The sequence below is a fragment of the Nocardia sp. CA-129566 genome (assembly GCF_050956075.1).
In the GTDB taxonomy this organism is placed as follows: domain Bacteria; phylum Actinomycetota; class Actinomycetes; order Mycobacteriales; family Mycobacteriaceae; genus Nocardia.
Genome location: NZ_CP192085.1, coordinates 7,570,959 through 7,593,828 on the forward strand (window position 1 = coordinate 7,570,959; position 22,870 = coordinate 7,593,828).

Annotated in this window: 11 protein-coding genes and 1 tRNA gene; 3 read left to right on the forward strand and 9 right to left on the reverse strand. The window is 67.4% G+C overall.

Annotation, left to right across the window (positions count from 1 at the left end):
* Positions 1-71: 71 nt before the first annotated feature.
* A complete protein-coding gene (locus ACQP0C_RS33565; protein ID WP_433726571.1) occupies positions 72-9,440 on the reverse strand; it encodes a fatty acid synthase subunit beta domain-containing protein in 9,369 nt (3,122 codons plus the stop codon).
* 386 nt (positions 9,441-9,826) lie between these two features.
* On the opposite strand from ACQP0C_RS33565, the gene ACQP0C_RS33570 reads away from it, so the two are divergent.
* Positions 9,827-9,908, forward strand: a tRNA-Leu gene (locus tag ACQP0C_RS33570).
* A gap of 373 nt (positions 9,909-10,281) precedes the next feature.
* Here the strand turns inward: ACQP0C_RS33570 and ACQP0C_RS33575 are convergent.
* Positions 10,282-11,715 (reverse strand): ATP-binding protein, encoded by a 1,434-nt coding sequence (locus ACQP0C_RS33575; RefSeq protein ID WP_433726573.1) that lies wholly within the window; start codon positions 11,713-11,715, stop codon positions 10,282-10,284.
* A 129-nt stretch (positions 11,716-11,844) separates the two neighbouring features.
* Here ACQP0C_RS33575 and ACQP0C_RS33580 point away from each other — a divergent pair, with 129 nt between their 5' ends.
* Entirely contained in the window at positions 11,845-12,051 is a 207-nt protein-coding gene (locus tag ACQP0C_RS33580) for a hypothetical protein (RefSeq protein ID WP_063047895.1), read from the forward strand.
* 503 nt (positions 12,052-12,554) lie between these two features.
* On the opposite strand, the gene ACQP0C_RS33585 is transcribed toward ACQP0C_RS33580, so the two are convergent.
* The 4 genes from ACQP0C_RS33585 to ACQP0C_RS33600 are packed head-to-tail and all read right to left on the reverse strand — an operon-like array spanning position 12,555 to position 16,742.
* A complete protein-coding gene (locus ACQP0C_RS33585; RefSeq protein WP_433726575.1) occupies positions 12,555-13,019 on the reverse strand; it encodes a nitroreductase family deazaflavin-dependent oxidoreductase in 465 nt (154 codons plus the stop codon).
* 36 nt (positions 13,020-13,055) lie between these two features.
* Positions 13,056-15,407: an ABC transporter permease gene (locus tag ACQP0C_RS33590; RefSeq protein WP_433726577.1), complete on the reverse strand. Its 2,352-nt coding sequence runs from the start codon at positions 15,405-15,407 to the stop codon at positions 13,056-13,058.
* A gap of 5 nt (positions 15,408-15,412) precedes the next feature.
* Positions 15,413-16,153 (reverse strand): ABC transporter ATP-binding protein, encoded by a 741-nt coding sequence (locus ACQP0C_RS33595; RefSeq protein ID WP_433726579.1) that lies wholly within the window; start codon positions 16,151-16,153, stop codon positions 15,413-15,415.
* Positions 16,128-16,742, reverse strand: a complete 615-nt coding sequence (locus ACQP0C_RS33600) for a TetR/AcrR family transcriptional regulator (RefSeq protein WP_433726581.1) — start codon at positions 16,740-16,742, stop codon at positions 16,128-16,130. The genes ACQP0C_RS33595 and ACQP0C_RS33600 overlap by 26 nt, the downstream gene beginning before the upstream one ends.
* 675 nt (positions 16,743-17,417) lie before the next feature.
* Here ACQP0C_RS33600 and ACQP0C_RS33605 point away from each other — a divergent pair.
* Entirely contained in the window at positions 17,418-18,563 is a 1,146-nt protein-coding gene (locus ACQP0C_RS33605; RefSeq protein WP_433726583.1) for an alpha/beta hydrolase, read from the forward strand.
* Between the two features lie 33 nt (positions 18,564-18,596).
* Here ACQP0C_RS33605 and ACQP0C_RS33610 read toward each other — a convergent pair whose 3' ends face one another.
* From ACQP0C_RS33610 to ACQP0C_RS33620, 3 genes are all read right to left on the reverse strand, one after another.
* Positions 18,597-19,352, reverse strand: coding sequence for a chloride channel protein (locus ACQP0C_RS33610; protein WP_433726585.1), 756 nt, complete (start codon positions 19,350-19,352; stop codon positions 18,597-18,599).
* Positions 19,255-20,373, reverse strand: a complete 1,119-nt coding sequence (locus ACQP0C_RS33615; RefSeq protein ID WP_433726587.1) for a chloride channel protein — start codon at positions 20,371-20,373, stop codon at positions 19,255-19,257. The genes ACQP0C_RS33610 and ACQP0C_RS33615 overlap by 98 nt, the downstream gene beginning before the upstream one ends.
* An 85-nt stretch (positions 20,374-20,458) precedes the next feature.
* On the reverse strand, positions 20,459-22,696 hold the full coding sequence (locus tag ACQP0C_RS33620) for a hypothetical protein (RefSeq protein ID WP_433726589.1): 2,238 nt from the start codon (positions 22,694-22,696) through the stop codon (positions 20,459-20,461).
* Positions 22,697-22,870: the final 174 nt, after the last annotated feature.

Consider the following 22,870-nt stretch of genomic DNA (forward strand, 5'->3'; position numbering starts at 1 on the left):
CCGCTAGCTCAATGAAAGTCAGAGTGCGGCCGCCGAAGCGACCGCACTCTGCACGGTAGTGGCCGCAGCCGCTATCCCATAGACCCACCGGCGTCGAGTTGCCCCAAAATCACTGCCCCGGTACCGCAACCGGCGCCATCGGCCCGGTAGATGCCGCTACCGGACAGCCGTGCCTCGGGCGAGAGCAGCACGTCGGCCTCCAGCTGCCGCTTCTGCGCCGACGGTGCGCCATCACCACCGAGGCGGCGGTCGGCCGGCCGCTCGTACAGCGCAGCGCCGCCGCACATGGCCTCGGTGAACCGCTGCCGTCCGGCGAGCTGACGCTGCTGCGCCCGACGCTGGTACTCCTCGCGCCGCCCCGGCTCGATCGCCTGGATGAACGCCTCCGGATGCACCACCGCGAGCAGACCCGAGACGTGCCCGAAGCCGAGCGAGGTCAGCAGACCCGCCTTGAGCGGCAACCGCTCACCGAAGCGCAGCGGTTCACGCGCCCACACCAGATGCGGGTAAGCACGCATCTTGTCATCGACGCAGTCCAGGCTCCGATTCGGTGGTACCACACCGTTTTCCAGCACCTGGCACAGACCGATCAGCTGGAACGCGGCCGCACCACCCTTGGCGTGTCCGGTCAGGCTCTTCTGCGAAATCACGAACAGCGGTGCGCCTTCCGAACGTCCGATGGCCGTGGCCAACCGCTCGTGCAGTTCGGATTCGTTCGGATCGTTGGCCGCGGTCGAGGTGTCGTGCTTGGAGATGACCGCGATATCGTCCGGCGCCACACCGAGTTTGCGCAGTTCGGCGGCGAACTTGGATTCACGGCCGCCCCGGCCCGCACCGAGCGCGCCGAGTCCGGGCGCCGGAATGGAGGTGTGCACGCCGTCGGCGAAGGACTGCGCGAAGGCGACCACACCGAGTACCGGCAGGCCCATCTCCACCGCCACATCGCCACGGGCGAGCAGTACGGTGCCACCACCCTGCGATTCCACGAATCCACCGCGGCGGCGGTCGTTGGCGCGGGAGAAGTAGCGGTCGCTGATGCCCTTGGCGCTCATGGCCGCCGAATCCGCGGTGGCGGACATGTCACCGAAGCCGACGATGCCCTCGATACCGAGATCGTCGAAGCCACCGGCGACCACCAAATCGGCCTTGCCCAAACGGATCTTGTCGACGCCCTCTTCCACCGACACCGCGGCCGTCGCACAGGCCGCCACCGGATGCACCATCGCGCCGTAGCTGCCGACGTAGGACTGCACCACATGCGCGAGCGCGACGTTCGGCAGCGCCTCCTGCAGGATGTCGTTCGGACGCGACTCACCGAGCAGGTTGTCGATGTAGAGCGAGCGCATCGAGGACATGCCGCCCATACCGGTGCCCTGGGTGTTGGCGACCAGGCTCGGGTGCACCCAGCTCATCAGCTCGGCCGGGCTGAAACCGGAGCTGATGAACGCGTCCACGGTGCAGACGATGTTCCACAGCGCCACCCGGTCCACCGAGGCGGCCATATCGGCGGAGATGCCCCAGATGGTGGGATCCCAACCGGTCGGGATCTGGCCGCCGACGGTGCGCGACAGCTTGGCCTTGCGCGGTACCCGAATCTCGGTGCCCGCCTTGCGGATCACCTGCCAGTCACTCGCATCCGCGACCGGCGTGATCACCGTGTGCTCCGGATCCGAGGCGTAGAAGGCGCGCGCCTCGGCCTCGCTGCCGACCGTGAAGGTCAGATCCTGGTCGAGGAAGACCGAGGTCATCAGCGGGGCGGCATTGTCGATCATGGCGCCGTCGTCCTCGTAGCGGCGCACACCGCAGCGGGCGACGACCGCGTCGTGGTACTTCTCGGCCAGCTCGTGTTCGGGCACGAAGTCGCCGGATTCGGTGTCGTACCAACCGGGCTTGGGGTCGTTCTCCCAGGTCACCAAGCCGGTGCTCCAGGCGAGTTCCAGTACGCCCGCGGCCGAGAGCCGGTCTTCGACCTCCATCTCGAACCGGGTGCGCGCCGATCCGTAAGGGCCGAGCTCACCGGCGCCGACGATCACGACCATATCGGCGAGATCGGCGGTGACCGTGCCCCATTCGGGCACCGGCAGCACCGAACTCATGGTCGGCGGTGCGGGCAGCGCCGAAATCGTCGCCGCCGCTGCGGCTTCCTCGGTTTCGGCCGCGGCGGCCTCCTGGGCCTGCTTGGCCAGCGCGGGCAAGTCCAGCTTGACCCGGGCCAGTCCGCCGGTGAGGTCGATCTGCTGCGGTCCGGCGACGGTCACCTGACGGGCCCGCGAGGTGCACCACTTGAGCAGCTCATCGGCCATCTCGGCGGTGGACCAGGTATGCACACCGGCCTTTTCGACCGCGGCCACCATCGGATCGTTGTGGCCCATCAGCCCGGTGCCGCGCACCCAGCCGATCAGGGCGTGTACCAGGGTGACTCGGCTGGACCACGACTTCTCGGCCCGCCACTTGCCGACCACGGCATCGAGCGCGGCCTTGGACTCACCGTAGGCGCCGTCGCCGCCGAACATGCCGCGGTTGGGCGAACCCGGAAGCACCACATGCAGTTTGGCGTCGACGTCATGGTCGGCGCCGATCTTGGACAGCCCACCGATGAGCCGCTCGACCGACCAGAGCAGAACCCGCATCTCCATTTCGGCGCGGGCGCCCGCATCGGCGAGATCACCGGCGACCCGCGGCGCCGCGAACGGCAGCAGCAGCGTCGGGGTCATCGCGTCCTTGGTCTTGACCTTCGCGCCGCCCGCATTGTCGACCTGTTCGGTGCCGACCCAGTCGATCAGCGCGTCGACATCCTGGTAGGACGCCATATTCGCCGGGACGACCCAGAGCGCCGCACCGTGGCGCGCGTTCTCGCGGTAGAGCTTGCGGTAGAAGCCGAGCCGCTCGTCATTGAGGCTCGAGGTGGTGACCACGACCGTGGCGCCGCCACCGAGCAGTCGACCGGCCGACGCCGCCGCGATGGACCCCTTACTGGCACCGGTGATCACGGCGATATCCGAGGACCACTGGCCGGGCTCTTCGGTGCTGAGCGCGGCCTCGGCGATGCGCTCGTACAGCCCGGCGAGCACCGAGCGGGCCTCGTGCTTGGCCTTCTCGCGCCACCAGTTGGCCTGCGCCGCAACGGCTTCACCGGCACCGAGGAAGCCGTCCACCGAACCTTCGCCGGAGCCGATGTCATCGAGCAACCACAGCTTGGCCAGATCTTCGCGCGCGGTGGCCCAGCGGTCGTCGATCAGCACCGCCTTGCGGGCGTCGAAGGCGGGTGCGACCAAACGCGGCCAGTCCGAACCCAATTCGGCCGCGACCAGATCGACCAGGGAGTCCGCGGTGGCCTCCGGCGCCGATGCCTGCTCGGCCAGGCCGAGCTGTTCGAGCACGACACGGGCGGCCGTGGCGAGCACACCGTTGCGACCGGTGATCTGCTCGGTGAACTCGCCGAGTGCCGCGGCGTCCACGGTGGCACCGCCACCGCCGCCCGCGCTCGGCATCGACACCGCGACACCGCGCCGGGCCGCGACCGCCTGAACCGCGGCGTCGATGGCCGCGTCTACCGAAGCGGCATCGCTGACACCCGCGACCAGTCCGCCGAGATCACCGCCGCGCACGCTGACACCCTCGCGGGTGCCGAGGGACACCTCGGCGGTGACGTGGTCGGCCCAGCCGTCGCCGAGTTCCCAGACCTTCTTGACGCGCTCGGCGATCGCGGCGGGCCGCTTGCCGGACGGGCCGAAGATCTTGCGCAGGTGGTCGCCGATGGCATCGGAGAGCACCGAGCCGAAGGGCTTGTAGGTGCGGGCGAGTCGCTCGACCGTGGCGGAGAGCGCGCCCATATCGGCATCGGCCGCACCGTCGATGGCACCGAGCGACAGCTCCGAGCCGAGGTCGACGAGCAGCTGGTTGCGGCGGGACGAAACGCCGTCGCAGAGCCCCTCGATGGTGTCGACCGGGCCGATCTGATCCAGCCGCAGCTTGGTCCACAGTGCGATGAGCACGCGGGTGGCGTCGGCGGCGGTGAACGCGATGTCGTCCGGGCGCGGACCACCCGAGCTCGCCACCGGGGCGGCGACCGGCGCCGCGGCGACCGGCGCCGCGGCGACCGGCGCCGCGGCCGAAGCGGTTTCGACCGGCTCGTCGGCGGGTTCGTCTGCCGGTGCGGGATCGGTATCGGTCGAGTAGACGACCGCGGCCTCGCGCTCGATGTTCAGCACCTCGACGGTGACCGTGCCGAAGGCGGGCAGCTTCAGCGTCTGGCTGGCCAGGTTCGCCACGGTCGGGGTTGCACCCAAACCGATTTCGACGAACCGCTGCACCCCGAGTCCGCCGTGCGCGGGATCGGTGAACAGCAGGTCCTGGGTCTCGATCCAGCGGACCGGGCTGGCGAACTGCCAGGCGAGCAGTTCGATCAGCACCACCCGGCACAGGTCGGTCGGACGCGCGGCCCAGCTGTCGAAGTCGGCGAGCACGGCGGCCAGCGGCTCCGAGGGCACCAGATCGGCGATCTCCTGGATGAAGGAGCGCTCCAGTGAGAAGGGCTTGGGCACCAGGTTCGGGATGTAGTGCCCGATCAGGACTTCCGGGTGCAGATCCGCGGGCAGCAGCTGTTCGAGCTTCTGCCGGAACTCCGGAACACCCTCGCGCAGCACGGTGGAGTGGAACGGCACATCGATGCCGGGGACCAGGATGAATGCCCGCTTGCCGCCGAATTCGGCACGGCGGCGGTCGATTTCGGCCTCGAGCGCGTCGAGCCCCTTGACCGTGCCCGCGATCGCGTACTGCGAACCGCGCAGGTTCAGGTTGACGACCTCGAGGAATTCCCCGACGCTCTCGCCGATACCGGAGACGAAGCCGACGACCTCGTCATCGGGCAGCCCGATCTGCGACGGCCGGATGGCGGCCATCCGATAGTCGCTGCGGCCCTGCGCATCCCGGGGCACCAGCTCGTGCATGGCCGAACCGCGCTGGAACACGACCTCCAGCACCGCCTCCAGCGGCAGCACACCGGCGACCGCGGCGAGCGCGTTGTACTCACCGACCGAATGTCCGGCCAGCAGGGCGCCCTCGACGAAAGCACCGGCCTCACGCAGTTCGGCGACCTGGGCGACACCGAGCACCGCCATGGCGACCTGGGTGAACTGGGTCAGGTGCAGTACACCGTCCGGGTGCCGGTGCTCGACACCGCGTGCCTTGAGGTAGGTCGGGTTGTCCCGGACCACGGCCAGGATGGAGAAGCCGAGTGCGGCACGGGTGTGCTTATCGGCGCGCTCCCAGATCTCCTTGGCGGCCTTCGAGCGGGCGCGCGCGTCCAGGCCCATGCCCTTGCGCTGAATGCCCTGACCCGGGAAGGCGTAGACCGTCTTCGGTGCGGCGGTGCGACCGGTCGCGGTCATCACCAGCTCACCGTCGGTCCGGCAGGAGACCTCGACGATTTCGCTGCCGGCGTCGACCGCGATCCGCTCGACGCGCACATCGATCTCGGCGCCGGGGCGGACCATGCCCAGGAATCGGGTGGTCCACGCAGTCAGCGTCCGTGCCGGAGTGGAGCTTTCGGGATCCACGGCGCAGACCGCGTGCTGCGCCGCGGCCGAAAGCCACATGCCGTGCACGATCGGGCTGCCGAGCCCGGCCAGTTTGGCGGCGGAATCGCTGGTGTGGATCGGGTTGTGGTCACCGGAGACCTCGGCGAAGGCGTTCATGGCGCGCGGCGCGACCATGGTGACGTCGCGGCGGCGACGCCGCGGGGTATCGGTGGCCGCATCGGAAACCGCACCGGCCGCGCGCGGCGGATCGGTCAGCTCGCCCGCACCATTGCGGCCGCGGATGGCGAAGCGTTCGGTGAGACGGGCCAGCGGCACCACGTCCAGACCCTGATCGCGCATCTCGCCAACGGTGACCTCGACCTCGACCACGCGGCCCAGATCGGTGTCGAGCACCGACTTCGACTCCGCGCGGACAACGAGAATGCTTGTGGTGTGCGGCAATTCGCGCAGCAGCTCAATCTGATGATCGAGATGCACCAGATCCAGCATGCCCTCGATCACCGAATCGGCACTCTCGGTGCGCGAGGCACCGAGCACCGCGAAAACGGTGGGCCAGCACGCGCCGACCAGGACGTCGGGCACGGTACGGCCGAGGGTGCTCAACGATGCGGGCAGACCCGAGCTGGTGACGCCCGCGTGATCGGCGATGAGATCCGGGGTCCACGCCAGATTGACGTGCGCGACCCGGCCCTTCACCTCCGGCAGCGCTTGGCCCGCGGCGACCGCGAGCAGCGCGGACATGGCGGTGTCGGCATCGGTTTCGGTGATGACCGGAGCGCCGCCGTTGTAGAGCGAGGACGGCACAGTGATGCGAATCCGGATGCGCACGGCGTCGCGTCCGGACAGCGGAACGGTGAACTCGACATAGGAGTGATCGACATCCGGCCCGGTGGTCTCGGTGATCGTCGCACCGGTCGGCGGATGGATCGCGCCCTCGCCGTCGACCTTCCACTCGGCCAGATCGCCGAGGCGGTGGATCGGGTTGATGGTGGTGCGGCCGGACCATTCGACATCCGGCGCGGCCAGCACCGCGTCGATCGGACCGGTGATCACGCCCGCGCTGCGGCGTGCGTTGACGGCGACCGGCGCCACGCCCGCACGAACCAGCGAGAACGCCGTGTCCTGCTCGAAGCGGTCCAGCAGTTCGCCGACCGGCTCGTCCACGCGGGTGATGCCGGCGACCGACACCGTGCCGGGGATGATGCACACCTGATCGGCCGTGTAGCGCGGATCATGGGCCTGCCACAGCGAATCCGAGCGCCACCAGCGGCGCACATCGCCGTCGACGACAGGGACGAAATTGACCGGCTTACCCGGGATCTTGCAGAGGCTGACGAAGAACGGCACATCCGCCGGATGCAGCAGGGTCTGCTCCGCGGCCGGGTACTGCTGCTTCAGCGTGCACAGCGCGTTGACCGGATTCTCGAAGGCCGCGTCGGATTCGAACAGCGTGGGGATCTCACCGCGGTCGGCCGGATGCAGCCGGGATTCGGTGCGGCGCATCATTTCCGCGAACCGGTCGCGCCAGGTGATGTCGAGCCAGACCGAGCGGGTGGCATCGAGGAAGGCGTCACCGAGATCGCTGCCGCAGTCGAAATCCTTGCGACGATCCAGGCCGACGGCCAGCTCGACGTAGCGCTCCAGCCACTCGAGGTAGGTCATGCTGGCCAGATCGCCGAAATACGGCTTGGCCGTGACGTTCAGCGCGGCGATGATCTCCTCGCGCCGCTCGGCGACCGCGTCGGCGTCACCGGCGACCTCGTCGAGCAGACGGCCGGTGCGTGAGGCGGCATTGTCGATCTCGTGGATATCGGCACCCAATTGGCTACGGCCGGAAGCCATTCCGCTGGTCGCGGTGCCCGCGCCGACCCAGTCCTGGGTGCCGGGGGTGTCGACGAGCAGTTGCTTGACCTCGGGTGCGGTGGTGGCCTCCAGCGTGGCCATGGCAGCCGTGCCGACCAGCACGCCGTCCAGCGGCATCACCGGATAGCCGTGCGGCACCGCCCACTCACCGGTCAGGTATTCGGTGCCGCGTTCCGGGGTGCCGATGCCGCCGCCGACGCAGACCACCACATTGGCGCGATTGCGCAGTTCGGCGTAGGTCTCGAGCAGCAGGTCGTCGAGGTCCTCCCAGGAGTGGTGGCCACCGGCCCGACCGCCCTCGATGTGCATGATCACCGGGTAGTCCGGCATCTCGTCGGCGATGCGCAGCACCGCGCGGATCTGGGCCACGGTGCCCGGCTTGAACGCCACGTGGGTAATGCCGACCTCGGTCAGCTCCTCGATCAGCGCGACGGCCTCTTCGAGTTCTGGAATGCCCGCGGTGACGATGACGCCGTCGAACGGCGCACCCGCCGCGCGGGCCTTCTGCACCAGGCGCTTACCGCCCAGCTGCAGCTTCCACAGGTAGGGGTCGAGGAACAGCGAGTTGAACTGCACCGCGCGACCCGGGTGCAACAGCGTCTTCAGCTCCGCCACCCGGTCGGCAAAGATCTGCTCGGTCACCTGGCCGCCACCGGCCAGCTCCGCCCAGTGGCCCGCATTCGCCGCCGCCGCAACGATTTTCGCGTCGACGGTGGTCGGGGTCATGCCCGCGAGCAGGATCGGCGAGCGACCCGTCAGCTTGGTGAACGCGGTCTCCACCACGACGCGTCCGTTGGGCAGGCGCACCGGACGCGGCGCGAAGGCCGTCCACGGCTGGGCCACCTCGGGCGCGGCGCCCGGGGTCAGCAGGCTGCGCTGGCCCGCGCGGGTCGCGGCCGCGACGATGCCGACGCCGGTGCCCTTCAGCGAGCCGCTGGTGAGCCTGCTGAGCAGATCACCGGGCCCCATATCGAGAATCCACTGCGCGCCCGCGGCGACGACGCCGTCGACCTCCTCGACCCAGTCGACCGGGTCGACCAGGATCTCCCGGGCCAGTGTGCCCGCCAGCGCGGCGTCCACACCGCACTGGGCCGCCCAGCCGCTCACGATCTCGACGGTGTCGGCGAGCGCGGGGTGATGGAATGCCACATCGACGGCCAGATCCTCGAAGACCGGAGCGAACACCGCGCCACCACGGGTCTTCGCATCCCGCTCACGGGTCTGCTCGTCATGGATCTGAGCGCACCGCTGACGCACGCGCTCCAGCTGGGTCGGCGTACCGGACAGCACAACGCGCCGACGACCGTTGCGAATCGAAACCACCGCGGCCGCAGCCGGATCCACACCCGCGGATACCTCGGTCACCACCGTGCTCAGGTGTTCGGGATCGACATTCGATACCGCGACCATCGACGAGCGCTCACCCACCGGCATCAGACCGCGCCGACGTGCCACCAAACTCGCTGCCGCACCGATCATTTGGGCGATGGCGAGGAGTTCGGCATCGCGCTGCCCGCCGGCCTCCACCGAGGTCGCGGCCAGCCGGCCCTGGGAATGTCCGACGATGGCGACCGGCGCGTGCTCGCTCGCGTCCAGACCTTGCAGTCGCAGTGCGCGCACGGCGGCCACCTGCGTCAGGAATACACCCGGCATCGACACCGCGGCCGATCGCAGCACCTGTTCCGACGGCGCGCTCGAAACCTCGGCCTCATCACCCTCGGCGAGCTCATTCTCGAGCATCCAGCCGATCGGGTCGAAGCCCACCGGACGCACCACGAGCAGTTGTGCCGCAACGGGTTCCAGCAGCGCGGCGGCCTCATTGACCAATGCGGTCAGCTCAGGCTCCAGCGCGGCATCACGCCCGATTTCCTCCAACTCACCGAGCCAGCGGGCACCCTGCCCACCGAAGGCAAGCGCATAGGGCGTTGCACCCAGCAGTCGATCCAGCAGCGGGGCCCTAGATCCCCCCTGCTGTGGCGCCCCAACCGCTTTCGGGCTCTGTCCGGTTCCGGCCGCAGTGCTCTCATTGATCGTCAAGACGCTTCGACTTCCTTCTCCTGGCGACATGCCGTCGAGACACGCCGCTCCCTCCGGTGCGCAGGTGTTCCTCACCAATGAGCCCTGATGGTTGCCAGGATTCCAGAAAATCATGAGGAAATCCTCACGTTTGCCCTCTCGCACCCGCCTTACCGTCGAGTATTCAAGTACTTCCGTACCAGAATGCCCAGAAACATGACCCTCCCTCATGTTCAAAGCCGCTGGTCTACTGGGTTACTAACGCGTACGAAACATGAGTACTCCTCATGTTGGACGTTACTAAATCGTTATAATCCCAGGTGGGGTTACCGGCGAGTACGACACGCCCGGGGCGAGCTTCGCGATGACGGTCAAGCCCGGTAGAGTTTGGACGGTCGTACCATCAAGCGCGAGTGGCGAAATTGGCAGACGCGCCAGATTTAGGTTCTGGTGTCCACGGACGTAGGGGTTCAAGTCCCCTCTCGCGCATTACTCGAGCACGCATTTGCATCAAATTTGATGCAAATGCGTGCTCGATCACCTCCTCGCACACGTTCCCCTCGCTCGAGCCGTCAGACCTGGCCCAGATGCGACAGCGAAGCCGCTCGCAGCACACATTTCTGTCACCGGTGACACCTCTGTGTGCGCGAGTAGAAGTTCGCTCACCCCCCGTGACACACGGAAACGACACAACTGAGACGGACGCGTGCACGAGCGATCCCTCGCGCACCCCTCCGACAATCGGGTATTGCGCAGTTGAGCCATAGGGAGTGTTTGCTGGACAGCGGCGAGGACTCGAGTGCCTTGCCCCGGAACAGCGGTCACACTTGTAGCGAGAACGGGTGCGTCGTCACTGCTGACCTCACTGCCACGCGCGCAGCAGATCATCCGGTCCCCAACAGGCGGAGATCGGCAAATCACCGTCTACCCCGGACCGCGAAACCGCCACCAACGGGGTATCGAACTGCGTGCCGGGAACAGAGAGCACGCCGCGGGCGAGGGCGTCGTAGTCATGGCGGTCGAACCGACGATCCTCGAGCCATTTGATCGAACCGACGAAATGCACTGCACCCGCCACGGGTTCGCGGTCAGCACCGATCAGATCGAGCTCCGGATTGTTTTGCCGGTTCCACCATCCACCCACCGCATCGGTATCGGGCCATCGGTCGTTGGGTAACAAACGCAGCAGCGATTCCCGGATCACCGGCTCCACCGCGCGGCCACGCCAGGTCGTCCACGAACGCTCGATCCGCTCCAATGCCAAATCCCCCCGGCCCCGTTCGATGAGCGGAATCCCGCGCTCCAGGAAAGCCAGCCAGAACCGCAGATAGGAGTCGGCGATACGGTAGCGCTTGTTCTTGCTGTCCGGCTTCGTGGACAGCGGCAGATCCGCCGCCACAATCCGCTTGCCCTGCAAGGTATTCAGCAAGGGCGTCAGGGTTCCGGCCGCCAACGCGCCGGTGCCGCCCGATGCGGCGGCGATGGCGCTGTAGGTGCGTTCACCGCTGCCGATCGCCTCCAGCACCGCCCGGGAACGCGACGCCTCGGGGAACTCACCGAGCAACGACAACTCTCCCGCCACCAAAAGCGGTGACAGCGGATTCGTCGTGGCATCGCGCAGAAAATCCTTGCGGCTCATGCCCGGTCGCCAGGACTGGACGATCTCCGGAAATCCACCGGTGATCAATAACGCGTCCACCGCCTCGGCCGCCGACAGCTCGGTCATGACCTGCACATCCGCCAGATGCAAAGGCTGCACGGTCATCTTCGTAGCCCGCCCGAAGAAGGGGCGACCATGTGACTGCAACGCCTCCATCACCGAGATATCGCTGCCCACCAGCACCAACAGCACGGGCTTGGCCGACAGGTGCCGATCCCACACTGTCTGCAGCGCCCCTTCGAACTCGGAGTCCTGCTCCACCAGCCAAGGCACCTCGTCGATCACGACAATGCTCGCAACGTCATCCGGCAAGGCGATGGCCAAGGTCCGCAACGCCTGGTTCCAGTCGACCGCCGATATCCCCGTCACGAGTTCCGCACCACGCAGCGCCGAGTGCACCAAGGCGGCGATGAAGTCCTCGCGTTCAGTGACCGGATTGCGCCCTCGTGTCGCCTGGAATACCACGTACGGAACACCGGAGCGATCACAGAACTCCTGAACCAGACGTGACTTCCCGACCCGTCGCCGACCGGTCATGATCACGGCACGCCCCCGCGTCGCAGCGGTTCCATCTATCACCTGCTGCAGCTGTCGCCCCAGCAGGTCGATGTCCGCTACACGCCCCTTGAACTCCACTCGAGTACCTCCCGGTCCAAAATATAGTACGCATCTTACATAGACTCAATCTAAGTTAGATCTAATCTATGTAACTTGCCGACAACTCGCCCCAGACCCCGAGGGGCAACTTCCTGCGCGACGGGCTCGGTGCCGGTCGCATTCGGGATCGCCGCACGCCATCCGAGCCTGCTCACCGCCGCGCAGGACTCGTTCCTGTCCGGCCTCTCCGTGGCCTGCGTCGTAGTCGCCGCACTCTGCTACGCCGCCGCAGGCCTGGTCGCGCTACCCGGCCGGAGGTTCCGGCACGCCCTTCCCGCCGGGACGGATAGATCGAACACTGTGACCGTGGCCTGAGCCCACACGCGGCGGACAATGGAACCCGCTACCGGCCTGGTGACGGGCAGAATATCCCGCACCAATGGCGACTGGCAGTTCGAGACCATCGGTGTGGGAACACATGCCCAGCATCCGGCCGAAGCCGTGCCCCAGCTGACGAGCTTCCTGCCAGAGCGATGACGGATTCGGACCGGTCTCGATCAATCCCGACGTCGGTGTCGGTGTCGGTATCGAGCCGGTAGCCGCCGGTCGAACGCACGGACGGCTGCGCCAGGCCGACCTGGTCGTAGTGGCGGATCGTCTTCAGTGACAACTTGCCGACCGAGCGAATGCGAGGTTTTCTCGGCAGACTGGGTAGTCGTCGCCCGACCGAAACCTGATGCGGCGCAACCGGTACCGATTTGCTGACGCACTCCCGACGGTAGGGTGGGGACGCGACGAGCTCGAGCGGTTCGGTCGCGCATTCTGAAGCAGGTGATCTCGAATGCCCGGCACGCCGATGCCCTGGCTGAGGACACAAGCTATCCGGTGACCAGTCGAACCATCGGAAGGGTATTCACCGGTGTGCCCGTGGCCGCTTCGATGGTGCCGCGCAACCTGGTCCACGCCTTGGGATGGTGGTCGATGTAGCGTTCGAGCGCCAGCGCGGATTCGTCGGTTGTCATCGGTGTCGCGATCGCGGCGACCTTGCGGCGGAATCCGGTGGAGATCCGCACGTGCGGGTTCGCGGTGATATTGCGGTACCACTGGGCGCCGACGCCGAATCCGGAGACCACGACGTACGTTGCGGATTCGGGATGATCGACCACCTCCAAGGTGACGTATCGGCGAACGCCGGTCCGTCGTCCTGTGTGCTCCAACATCAGCAGCCGCGATCCGAACAGGGATCCGAGGCCGACTCGGTAGAGGACTATCGGTGCTCGGACCACCCATCGGGTTCGCAGCGCGCGAGCGCCGAATCTTTCGGTTCGGCTGGGAGGGACCATTGCTCATGCTCCTTCGGTGATGATGTCGGTCGGGTGTCATTGGGCTCGTTCGCGCACGACGTGGGCGATGTCGATGCGTTGGACCAGGCGCGCCGCCGGCAGCTGTGACAGTCCGGCGGCGGCCAGCACCGCCACGACGGCGAGCACGGGCGCGGCGACGCCGAAGGCGAGTCCGAAGGTGAACATGTCGCTGGTGAACGAACGCAGCAATGCCCAGGCCGCGAAATATCCGGCGGCCAGCCCGAGCGGGACGGCCAGCAGAGTCGCGGTGAGGTTTTCCGCGGCCAGCGACGCGGTGAGCCTGCGCACGGGCACGCCCGCCGCGCGCAGGGTGGCCAGTTCGGTGGTGCGTTCAGCGAGGTTCACCGTCATGGTCACGTAGATGACCGTGAAGGCGAGCACCGTGCCGAAGATCAGCATCGCTGCGATGAACGCCCAGAACAGCCCGAGGAACCGGTCGAGCTGGTCCTGCATGGCGTGGGAGTCGCTGTAGGCGATGACGCCGGGCAGCTCGGTTACCGTGGCGCGCAAGGCGTCTCGATCGGCGTCCGCGGTGAAACGCAGCAGGTAGCCGCGCAGTCCGCTGCCGCCGATATCGGTGACGGTCGCGTCGGTGGCGTAGGCGTAGGTTCCCAGCGGCTCATCGACCAGGCCCGTCAACTGCTCGGCTTTCGGCCTACCGGCCGCAGGGGTGACGGTGAGAGTATCGCCGACCGAGACACCGAGCTGTTTCGCCACCGCGGCCCCGGCGAGGATGCCCGTGTCGGGCAACGCCACGGCGCCGCCACCGGGTGCGCGCAAACCGTGCATCGTGGTGTCGGGCACCAATCCGGTCAGCGTCGTCGAATACGACCGCCCACCGGCGGACAACGTGACCGGCGTGAGACCGGTGGGCTCGACGGCGGTGACGCCGGATATCGAACGCAGTTGGGCGGCAAGCTCGTTCGACGGACTCGAGGTGATCACCGTGGCGTCCTCGCGTTCGATCTCGTCGAATTGGATGTGCAGTGCCGAGCGCATGCTCGTGAGCATGCCGACCGAGGCCAGGATCAGGACCAACGCGAGCACGGTCCCGGTCATCGTCGCCACCGTGCGGCGGCGGCCGCGCGCCAAGGAGCGCACCGTCATTCGCGCGACCACGGGTACCCGGTGCCAGCGTGCGCTCGACCGGGACCATCGCCCCGCCCGCGTCGGGCGCACGCCGTCGCCGCGCATTGCCGCGGCGGGCGCGATGCGCGCCGCGGCCACCGCCGGGGCCAGGCCCGCCGCGACCCCGGTGAGCAGGCCGAGCAGCACGGCGACGATCGCGGTCGACGCCCGGTGCTCGACGACGGTGTCGGGAATCCCGACCGCTTCGGTGTAGGCGGCGGTCACCGCCGAAGTGGCCAGGAACCCGCCGAGCACACCGAACACCGTGCCCGCGAGCACCATTCCCAACCCGTAGCCGACGTAATGGCCGACGACCGTGCGCCGGCGTGCGCCCATTGCCAGCAGCGTCCCGATGATCGGCCGCTCGGCGAGCACGAGCCTGGTGATCAACACGTATTCCGCCACACCCGCCGCGACGAGGAACAGCGCGGGGAAGGCAACCGCGAGTTCGGAGAAGCCGCTGAGATCCTCGTGCAGGGCCGCGTTGGACGGCTGATCGGCCCTGGTCTGCACGTCGAGGGCCCCGGCGTCGCGCAGCAGCCGGGTGACCTGGTCACGCTCGGATGCCGTTGCCCCGGAATTCATTTCGACGAGGGTCTGATCGGGGCCGGCACGTCCGGACAAGCGCGTCACCTCGGGCTGGGGCGCGAACACGACCGCGAAGCCGTGCGGGTCGCCGAGCACTTCCTGGCGGCTGCGGGCCGGCCACAGGTACTCCGATGACCAGGCGATGCCCGACACCGTGACGGTATGCCAGCTCGTGCCGTCGAAGGTGCGCACCTGGCTGCCCACGTGCAGGCCGAATGTCTGCGCCGCGTGATGCTCGACCACCACCTCGTCCGGATGGGCCGGATCGGGCAATCTCCCCGCGGCCAGGCTGATCTCGTTCACGCCCGCGGGCCCGGTCAGGCCCACGATCCTGCCCAGCAGTTTCGTGCCGCCGATCGACATCGCCGTATCGGCTTGGGTGCGCACGGCGACGCGCGCCACACCGGGTGCCCCTCGTAGAGCATCGGCGATCCGCGCCGGATTTCCGCCGGTGGCGGTGAAGTCGGCGAAGTGCAGGCGAGCGTAGGTCTGCTGGTAGGAGGTTTCGAGATTGCGGAAGGAGTCGTAGGTGGCCACGAACAGCAGCACGCCGAGCAGCACGGTGACCGCGACCGCCGCGACCTGCGTGGTACGGCGGCGCAGATCGCGCAGGATCTTCGTCGCGAGCACCCGGTTCGATACCATGAACATCGCACTCACCACCGAATGGTCGCGGCGGCAACTGGATTCGCGTTCACCTCGTCGGCGACGACACGACCGTCGCGCATGTGGATCACCCGATCGGCGATGCTCGCTGCCACCTCGTTGTGGGTGACCATGACAACACCGCGACCGGCCCGGCTGGTCTGCTGCAGAAGTTCGAGCACGCCCCGCCCCGTGGCCACATCCAGCGCGCCGGTCGGCTCATCGGCCAGCAGCAGGCCCGGATCAGTCGCCAGCGCCCGCGCGATCGAGACACGTTGCTGCTGACCACCCGACAGTTGCGATGGGAAGTGATCGGCGCGGTCGGCGAGTCCGACCGCGCCCAGCAGCGTCCGCACGCGGCGGCGATCGCCACGGCCGGTCAACTCGACAATGACCTCGACGTTCTCGCGCGCGGTCAGGGTCGGGATCAGGTTGAAGAACTGGAATACGAATCCCACGTGATCGCGCCGGAATTCCCCCAGGGTGGCCGGGTTCCGGCCCGAGATGTCTTGTCCCGCGACAACGATCGATCCGGAGTCGGCCGCTTCGATGCCACCGATGACATTGAGCAGTGTGGTCTTTCCCGAACCGCTCGCCCCCAGGACCGCGACCAGCTCGCCCGGTCGGATGTCGAGGTCGACGTCGGTCAACGCGTGGACCGCGGCCTCGCCTGTGCCGTAGGTCTTGTTCACTGCTCGCAGTGTTATGCCGCCGCGGCGGCGAGCATCACCGCTGGTGTCTGTCCGATCCATCCGACTTCCCCTCGCTCGCTTGGTTTTCGGTCAACCCCGCCGCGCGAAGCAGCGGGCCCGTCATATCCACCGCGCCCAGACTCGGATCGATCAGGCGGTGCAGGATGAGTCCGTCCAGCAGCGCCGCGACCACCGCGGCGGTCGCTTCGGGATCGGTCACCGCACCGTTGGCGCGGAACCAATTCGCCATCGCCGCCCGCGCCTCGGCCAGCAACCTGCCGAGTTCGATACGCAGCCGTTCGTGTCGCGTGGCCGCCAGCATCATCTCCGTCATCGCCACCGTGACCGGATCGGCGGCTGTGTAGGAGGTGATGGCGGTGAGCATCCCGCGCATCGCCTCCGGGCCGGGAAGCGCCAACACACCGGCCATCACCGACTCGTACTCCCGCCGCGCGGCGGACACCGACGCATCGATCAATAGGTCGGTTACCGAGTGGAAGTGATAGTGCACCACCCCGGGACGTACTCCGGCGCGCTCGGCCACCATGCGGGTGCTCACCGCACCCCAGCCGTGTTCGGCGACGAGTTCGATCGCCGCCGTCATCAGGCGGGCGCGGGTTTCTCGACCTTGTTCGGCTGCGGTTACCACTGGACCTCCGATTGGACGATCACCTTGGGCGTATGCCCAAGCTATCACCATCAATTGCACTATGCAATAGTTGCCGACCGCTCGCATCTGATGACGGAGCCCCTCCAGCACAACGATCGTTCTCGACGAAAGCCGACGGCGTGCCCTCCTTACCGACGAACACAAGTTGCTGAGCACTGCTTTCCCGGATGGCACCATCGAGGAGACCTACTTGGTCGACCTGTTGGTGGGCACCCGCCCATAAACCTGGTCCAAGATCTGGACACATGAAGCGAGATCTTGTCGCAGACCTCCCTGTTCTCCCGCCCGCTGTCCGATGAACCCGCATCGCGCCCCACTGTGGCCGCCGTTGCGGGCTAGCCGCCGGCCGACCGGTTGGCTCAGCTGCCGGAGCAGGCTGGCCACGCAGCGACCATCCGGCTGGCGGCGAAAGCCCGGCGTGTCGCCGGGCGCACGGTGTGGCAATGGTTGTCGGCACGGAGGTCGGAGGCACCAGCCACGCAAAAGGTGGCATATTGCAACTATTGCAGTAGGAGTCCATCCGGTAGCCTCCGAATCCGTGACGCACGACGCTCCGGCACGACGTTCCCTGCGCTCGATGCCTCTTTCCGATCGCAGAATCGCCGTGACGCAACGGGATACGATGGCGGATGAAGGCCGTCCCACCTCGATTCGATGAGCCTGACCAGCGATTGGCTTTTCTACACCGTGATCGCCGCAGCCCTCGCCGCGGTTATGGTCACTTTGTCGGCCTGGAATTCGGTGCGCGGCCCGCGCCCGGTGCGCTGGCTGACACGACTGCTGATGATCGGCATGTGCCAGGCGACCGCGGTCGCGGTACTGGGCCTGTGGGTCAACGACAACTTTGCTCTCTACAGCTCGTGGAACGACCTACTCGGCGAACCGGCCGCCGACGACACCACACCGGACGGGGCAACCGGCACCGCCGTCTTCCACGACCTCGGCGACAGGGTCAGCACCGCTGAATACCGCGGCCCGCGGTCGCGCCTTCGGGGACGGGTGCTGGTCTGGACGCCACCGCAATACGACCAACCCGAGTACCGCGGCGAGCGTTTCCCGGTGATCATGCTGTTGCACGGAGTTCCCGGAACGCCGCAGGCATGGATCAAGGGCGGCCGCGTCACCACCGAGCTAGCGGAGATGATGCGCAAAGGTCAACTGGCGCCAGCGATTCTGGTCATGCCGCGGGTCGATCCCGGCGGAAATACCGACTGTGCCGACATCCCCCGCGGCGCGCAGACCGCGACATGGCTGTCCCAGGACGTGCGCAATCTGATCATCAGCCATTTCCGGGCGATCGGCGAAGCCTCCGGGTGGGCGATGGCCGGGGACTCGACCGGCGGGTTCTGCGCGATCACGTTGCCACTGCGGTATCCGGCACAGTTCGCCACCGGACTCGCATTCAGCCCCGACGACTTTCGCGGCGATCCCGATGTCGTGCCCAGCCGGACGCTCCGTCGGCTCAACGACCCGATTCGCTTGGCCGGCACCGGAGCGCCGGTTGCGCTGCTGGTCGCGACAAGCCGCCGCGACCCGTCCAGCACGCCCGCCAATGCCCGAGCGCTGGTCGCCGCCGCGAAAGCGCCGACGCAGGTCGCGCCGCCGCTGATCGTCGATGACGGCGGGCACAATTGGGGGACCTGGCGGGCGATGTATCCGAAAGCGTTCGGCTGGCTCAACACTCATCTGAGTCCACCGCAAAAGCCGGCCGCGCCGGGCGCCCTGTCCATCCCCCGACGCGGAACCACCGAGCCGCCGCAACAGCGGCAGCCCTGTCCGTCGACATGTTCTCAGCATTGAAATCTGCACTGCCGCAGTCGATCCGGATGAGCGTCACCGTCCCGGTTCTGCGTGCAGGACCGAGAGCAGGTCTTCGTGGTTCACCCAGCCGATCACGGCGGTGTGGTCGGTATCGACCACGGGAAGTCCGGTGCCACCATGACCCGCGAGGGCGATGACGATGTCGTGGAAACAAGTGTCGGCGGCGATCGGCGACAACTCCTGTACCAGCGGGGCCAGGGTGGCCGGAGGTTCGGGCGCGTCGAGGGATTCGGCGACCTCGCGCGCGGACACACAACCGCGATAGCGCCCGGTCTCGTCGAGAACCGGAAGAATCCCGCCGGGGTTGCGCTCGAGCGCCGTCGCGGCCGTTGCGAGATCGCTTGTCTGCCACAGGGGTTGCAGGATGGGGCGGGCGAGGTCGGCCGCCGTCACCGTCGCGAACGGATGCCGGGGGCGATCGATATCGACGCCGCAACGCCGCAGTTTTCGGGTGTAGATGGTGTCTTTCGACAATAGCCGCGACACCGCTGCGGCCATTGCGACGGCGGCCATCAGGGGCAGAATTATGCGGTACTCACCGGTGAGCTCGAACAGGATGATGACCGCCGTGATGGGAGCACGGGTCGCGCCGCCGAGCGCAGCGGCCATCCCGACCAAACCATACGCACCGGGGGATTCCGTTGCGCCGGGCAGGATTTGGTGCGCGATATCACCGAATGCGGTACCGGCCATCGCGCCGATGAACAATGTGGGCGCGAAGACTCCCCCGGAGCCGCCGATGCCGATCGTGAGGCCGGTGGCCACCATCTTCCCGGCCAGTAGCAGCGCCAGCCAGCATACCGAGCAGGTACTTGCCCTCGACCGCGTTTTCCAGCACGGGATATCCGACCCCGTACATCTGCGGCATGGCGATGAGCAGCCCGCCCAGCAGCAGTCCGCCCACGGCAGGACGCGCCCATTCCGGACCGCGCCACGCCCAGTCGCACAGATCCTCGATCATGTACAGCACCTTCGAGAAGCACACGCCCACGATCCCCACCGCCAAGCCGAGCAGCAGGTACAGCGGGTATTCGACAGGATTGCGGACCGCGAAGACCGGCAGGGTCAGAAACGCCTGGTCGCCGAGAACGGCCCGGCCCACCACGCTCGCGGTTACGCTGGACAGCACGATCGCGCCGAAAGATTCGGCGGCGAAGTCGCGCAGGATCAGTTCCATGGCGAAAAACGGCCCGGCCAGCGGTGCGTTGAAGGTCGCGGCGATACCGCCCGCGGCGCCGCAGGCCACCAGCAGTCGCATACGCTGCGTATCGAGCCGAATTACCTGTGCGATGGTCGATCCGGCAGCCGATCCGATCTGCACGATCGGCCCTTCCCGGCCCACCGAGCCGCCCCCGCCGATACACAGCGCCGAAGCCATCGCCTTGAGCACGACCACCTGCGGCGCGATGCGTCCGCCACGTTCGGCCACCGCATACATCACCTCGGGCACACCATGCCCGCGCGTTTCCGGCGCGAACCGGTACACGATCGGCCCATAGATCGCACCGGCCACGACCGGGGCCAGCAGCAGGAACCAGCAGCCGAGTCCGGGCCAATGGGCCGAGGCGATCCGGCCGAGCCCGGAGTAGTCGTCGTAACCAGTGAACAGGCGGGTGGCCGCGGTGATCAGGAACCGGAACGCCACCGCCGCGACGCCTGTCACCGCGCCGACGCCAACCGCCATGACGATCACGCCCGACGAACTCTCCCGCAGCCAGCCGAGAAACGTCCGGCGCGAGCCGAGAGAGATTCGGAGCCTGCTCTGCTTGGCCCCGTCGAGCAACAACATGCATGCAGTATGCAATAGTTGTCATGTACATGAAGCCTGGGTCGCGGCATCCGTGACCGACGACACCCCACCCGAGGTCGGTTGATCAGACGAGTACCGGGGTCGTCGAGGGCTCGGTCTCCGGACCGAGCTTGTTCACGGCGGTGTCGGCGTCGATGCGGCCGCCCCGACGGCTGTCGCGACGGTGTGACCACTGCAGCAAGCCCAGACCCAACAGTCCGGCCAGGGCGGTGGCGATGCCGATCTTCCAGCCCGGCGGCCGCCAGGCCACGATCAGGTCGGCATCGCGGGTGCCCGGCGGAATGTCCACGGCGACAAAGGTATTCGCGACGGTGCCGAAGCCGATGTCGTGCCCGTCGAGCGTGACGCGATAGCCAGGCCAGGCCAGGCGGGCGAATACCAGCCGCCCACCTTCGGCCGAGTCGACTCGCAAGTGGCTGCTGACACTGTCGCGGCCGACCTGGGTGAAGGTGACACCCTGCGCGTCGGCGGGACCCGCACTGGTGGAGATCGGGCCGCCCTCGCGTTCGAGCACCCAGATGTCGCGTTCGTGCCCCGGGTAGCCGACCCATTTCCACCCCGGCGGGGCGGGATGGTTGCCGATGTCGGGGTACTGGGCGCGTTGCAGCACCACACGATCCACCTTCATCAGGTCGATATAGGTTCGCCCGGTGGACGGTTCGACCGAGAAGGCCGCGCCGAACGCGGCCGGGCAGGTGCTGCCGTCCCAGCCCATGCACAACAGCTTGCTGAACTTCCGGTAGCCGATCGGGGTGTAGGCGTTGACGTATTGCAGCCCCATGTTCTTGGCGTAGTTGCCGAACGCCAGCGAACCCCAGGCCCGGTCGAGGTTCTGTTCGGCGGGCGGCACCAGGGCACGGTCGCCGAGTTGTAATGTGACGCCGTAGAAATGCGGGAACGCGGCGCGCATGTCCGAACGCCGCTGCGGGAAGTGATACGACAGCGGCGTGGGCGCTTGTGTGGTGACCTGGTAGTAGGCGATAGGGAACATGGCCGCTATGGCCAGCACGCAGGCCGCGGCCACGCCGCGGGTGCGCGCCAGCCATACCAGGGCCGCGGTGAGCACGGCCACAACCACGACCGCGCCCAGATGCCGCAGCACCAGATGTGGTGCCGCGCTGAAGGATCGGACGAACAGCAACCCGATCAGCACTGCGGCCGCGATGCCGCGGCGTCGCCAGTCGGCGAAACTGCCGTACCGCGACAGCAATACACACACCAGCACCAGCAGGCCGACCGCCAGCATGGGCAGCACTCGGGCGGGCCAGCGCAACGGCCCGATACGGCCGGGACCGGCGGTCCACATCAGGAACATGAGCGCGAACAGGGCCGCCCCGGCGAACTCGCGCCACGACCGCCGTACTGCGGCCCAATCGATGAAAGCCAGCAAGGGAATCAGGAACCAGGCGATGTAGACCATCGGGATCGGCTGCACATATCCCCACCAGCCGGTGAAAGCCGGAACCGTGCTGGGCAGACTGGCATTCAGCGATTCCGACCAACCCACGTTCAAGAAATCGTCGTTGAGGACACGCTCATTGCCGCGCCACGTCACCGACGAGGAAAGCATCCCCGGCAGATAGGTTTCCAATCCCGCCAATCCCGCACAGGCCGCCACCGCCAGCAGCCGCAGCGAAGGCCCCCATGCACGCCGGTACACCACCTCCCCGACAACCACCGCCACGATCATCAGCGCGGCCTCGACCGCAGGAAAAACGTATTGGACCGAGATCGCCAGGTACAGGAACACGAAGACCGGAATCGGCCCGTTCCACCAGCGGCTGGCGTCCGGCTCGACACGCACGTACCGCACCGCCGAGGCCCATGCGTGCAACATCCACGCGGTACCGGTGAGCGAAGTGGCCCAACTGGATTCGTCGAAGAACAGGAACCATCCCGACAGCGGGAAAGCCACGCCCGCCACCGCGGCCCACGGCGTGCGCGCCCCATAGGCCAGGCACACCCGAAATACGCCCAACGCGGCAATGATCGAGAAGATCAGCTTCACGACCGTCACATACAGCGCCAGGTTGTCCACTTCCGGCGCGAACCAGTCCACCAGCAACTGCGGCGGGTTGTAGAGCCCTGCCTCCTCCATGGAGTAGTTGCCCGACATCCACTCCCACGGCACCAATGCGGGGAACCGCCCCTGATGCAGGTGCCGTCCCAGCATGACCCACATGGGCCCGTATTGCGATTCGGTGTCGTCGGTATAGAAGTGGCGCGGATTGGCCAACAGCACCGACGCATACCCCGCGACCACGCCGACGACGGTGACAAGTCCCCACCGGCACACGTCCATTCGAGCCCCGGGCGATGTGCGAACTACCACGAGTCGTGGACCCTACCCGATAAAGGCAGTATGCAACAGTTGCGAGTTGCCTGAGTTCTGTCCCGGCGCGACCGCGATACGGATACCCGCGAACAGGGTGCGCGCGGCACGATAGAAAGATAGGTGCACACAGAGTCGGCGGAG

Excerpts from the sequence above, each read along its gene's own strand:
- ACQP0C_RS33595 (WP_433726579.1), bottom strand. The coding sequence starts at position 16,153 with ATGGATCGGACAGACACCAGCGGTGATGCTCGCCGCCGCGGCGGCATA.
- ACQP0C_RS33610 (WP_433726585.1), bottom strand. The coding sequence starts at position 19,352 with ATGGTGGCCACCGGCCTCACGATCGGCATCGGCGGCTCCGGGGGAGTC.
- ACQP0C_RS33615 (WP_433726587.1), bottom strand. The coding sequence starts at position 20,373 with ATGTTGTTGCTCGACGGGGCCAAGCAGAGCAGGCTCCGAATCTCTCTC.
- ACQP0C_RS33585 (WP_433726575.1), bottom strand. The coding sequence starts at position 13,019 with ATGGTCCCTCCCAGCCGAACCGAAAGATTCGGCGCTCGCGCGCTGCGA.
- ACQP0C_RS33605 (WP_433726583.1), top strand. The coding sequence starts at position 17,418 with ATGAGCCTGACCAGCGATTGGCTTTTCTACACCGTGATCGCCGCAGCC.
- ACQP0C_RS33620 (WP_433726589.1), bottom strand. The coding sequence starts at position 22,696 with ATGGACGTGTGCCGGTGGGGACTTGTCACCGTCGTCGGCGTGGTCGCG.
- ACQP0C_RS33590 (WP_433726577.1), bottom strand. The coding sequence starts at position 15,407 with ATGTTCATGGTATCGAACCGGGTGCTCGCGACGAAGATCCTGCGCGAT.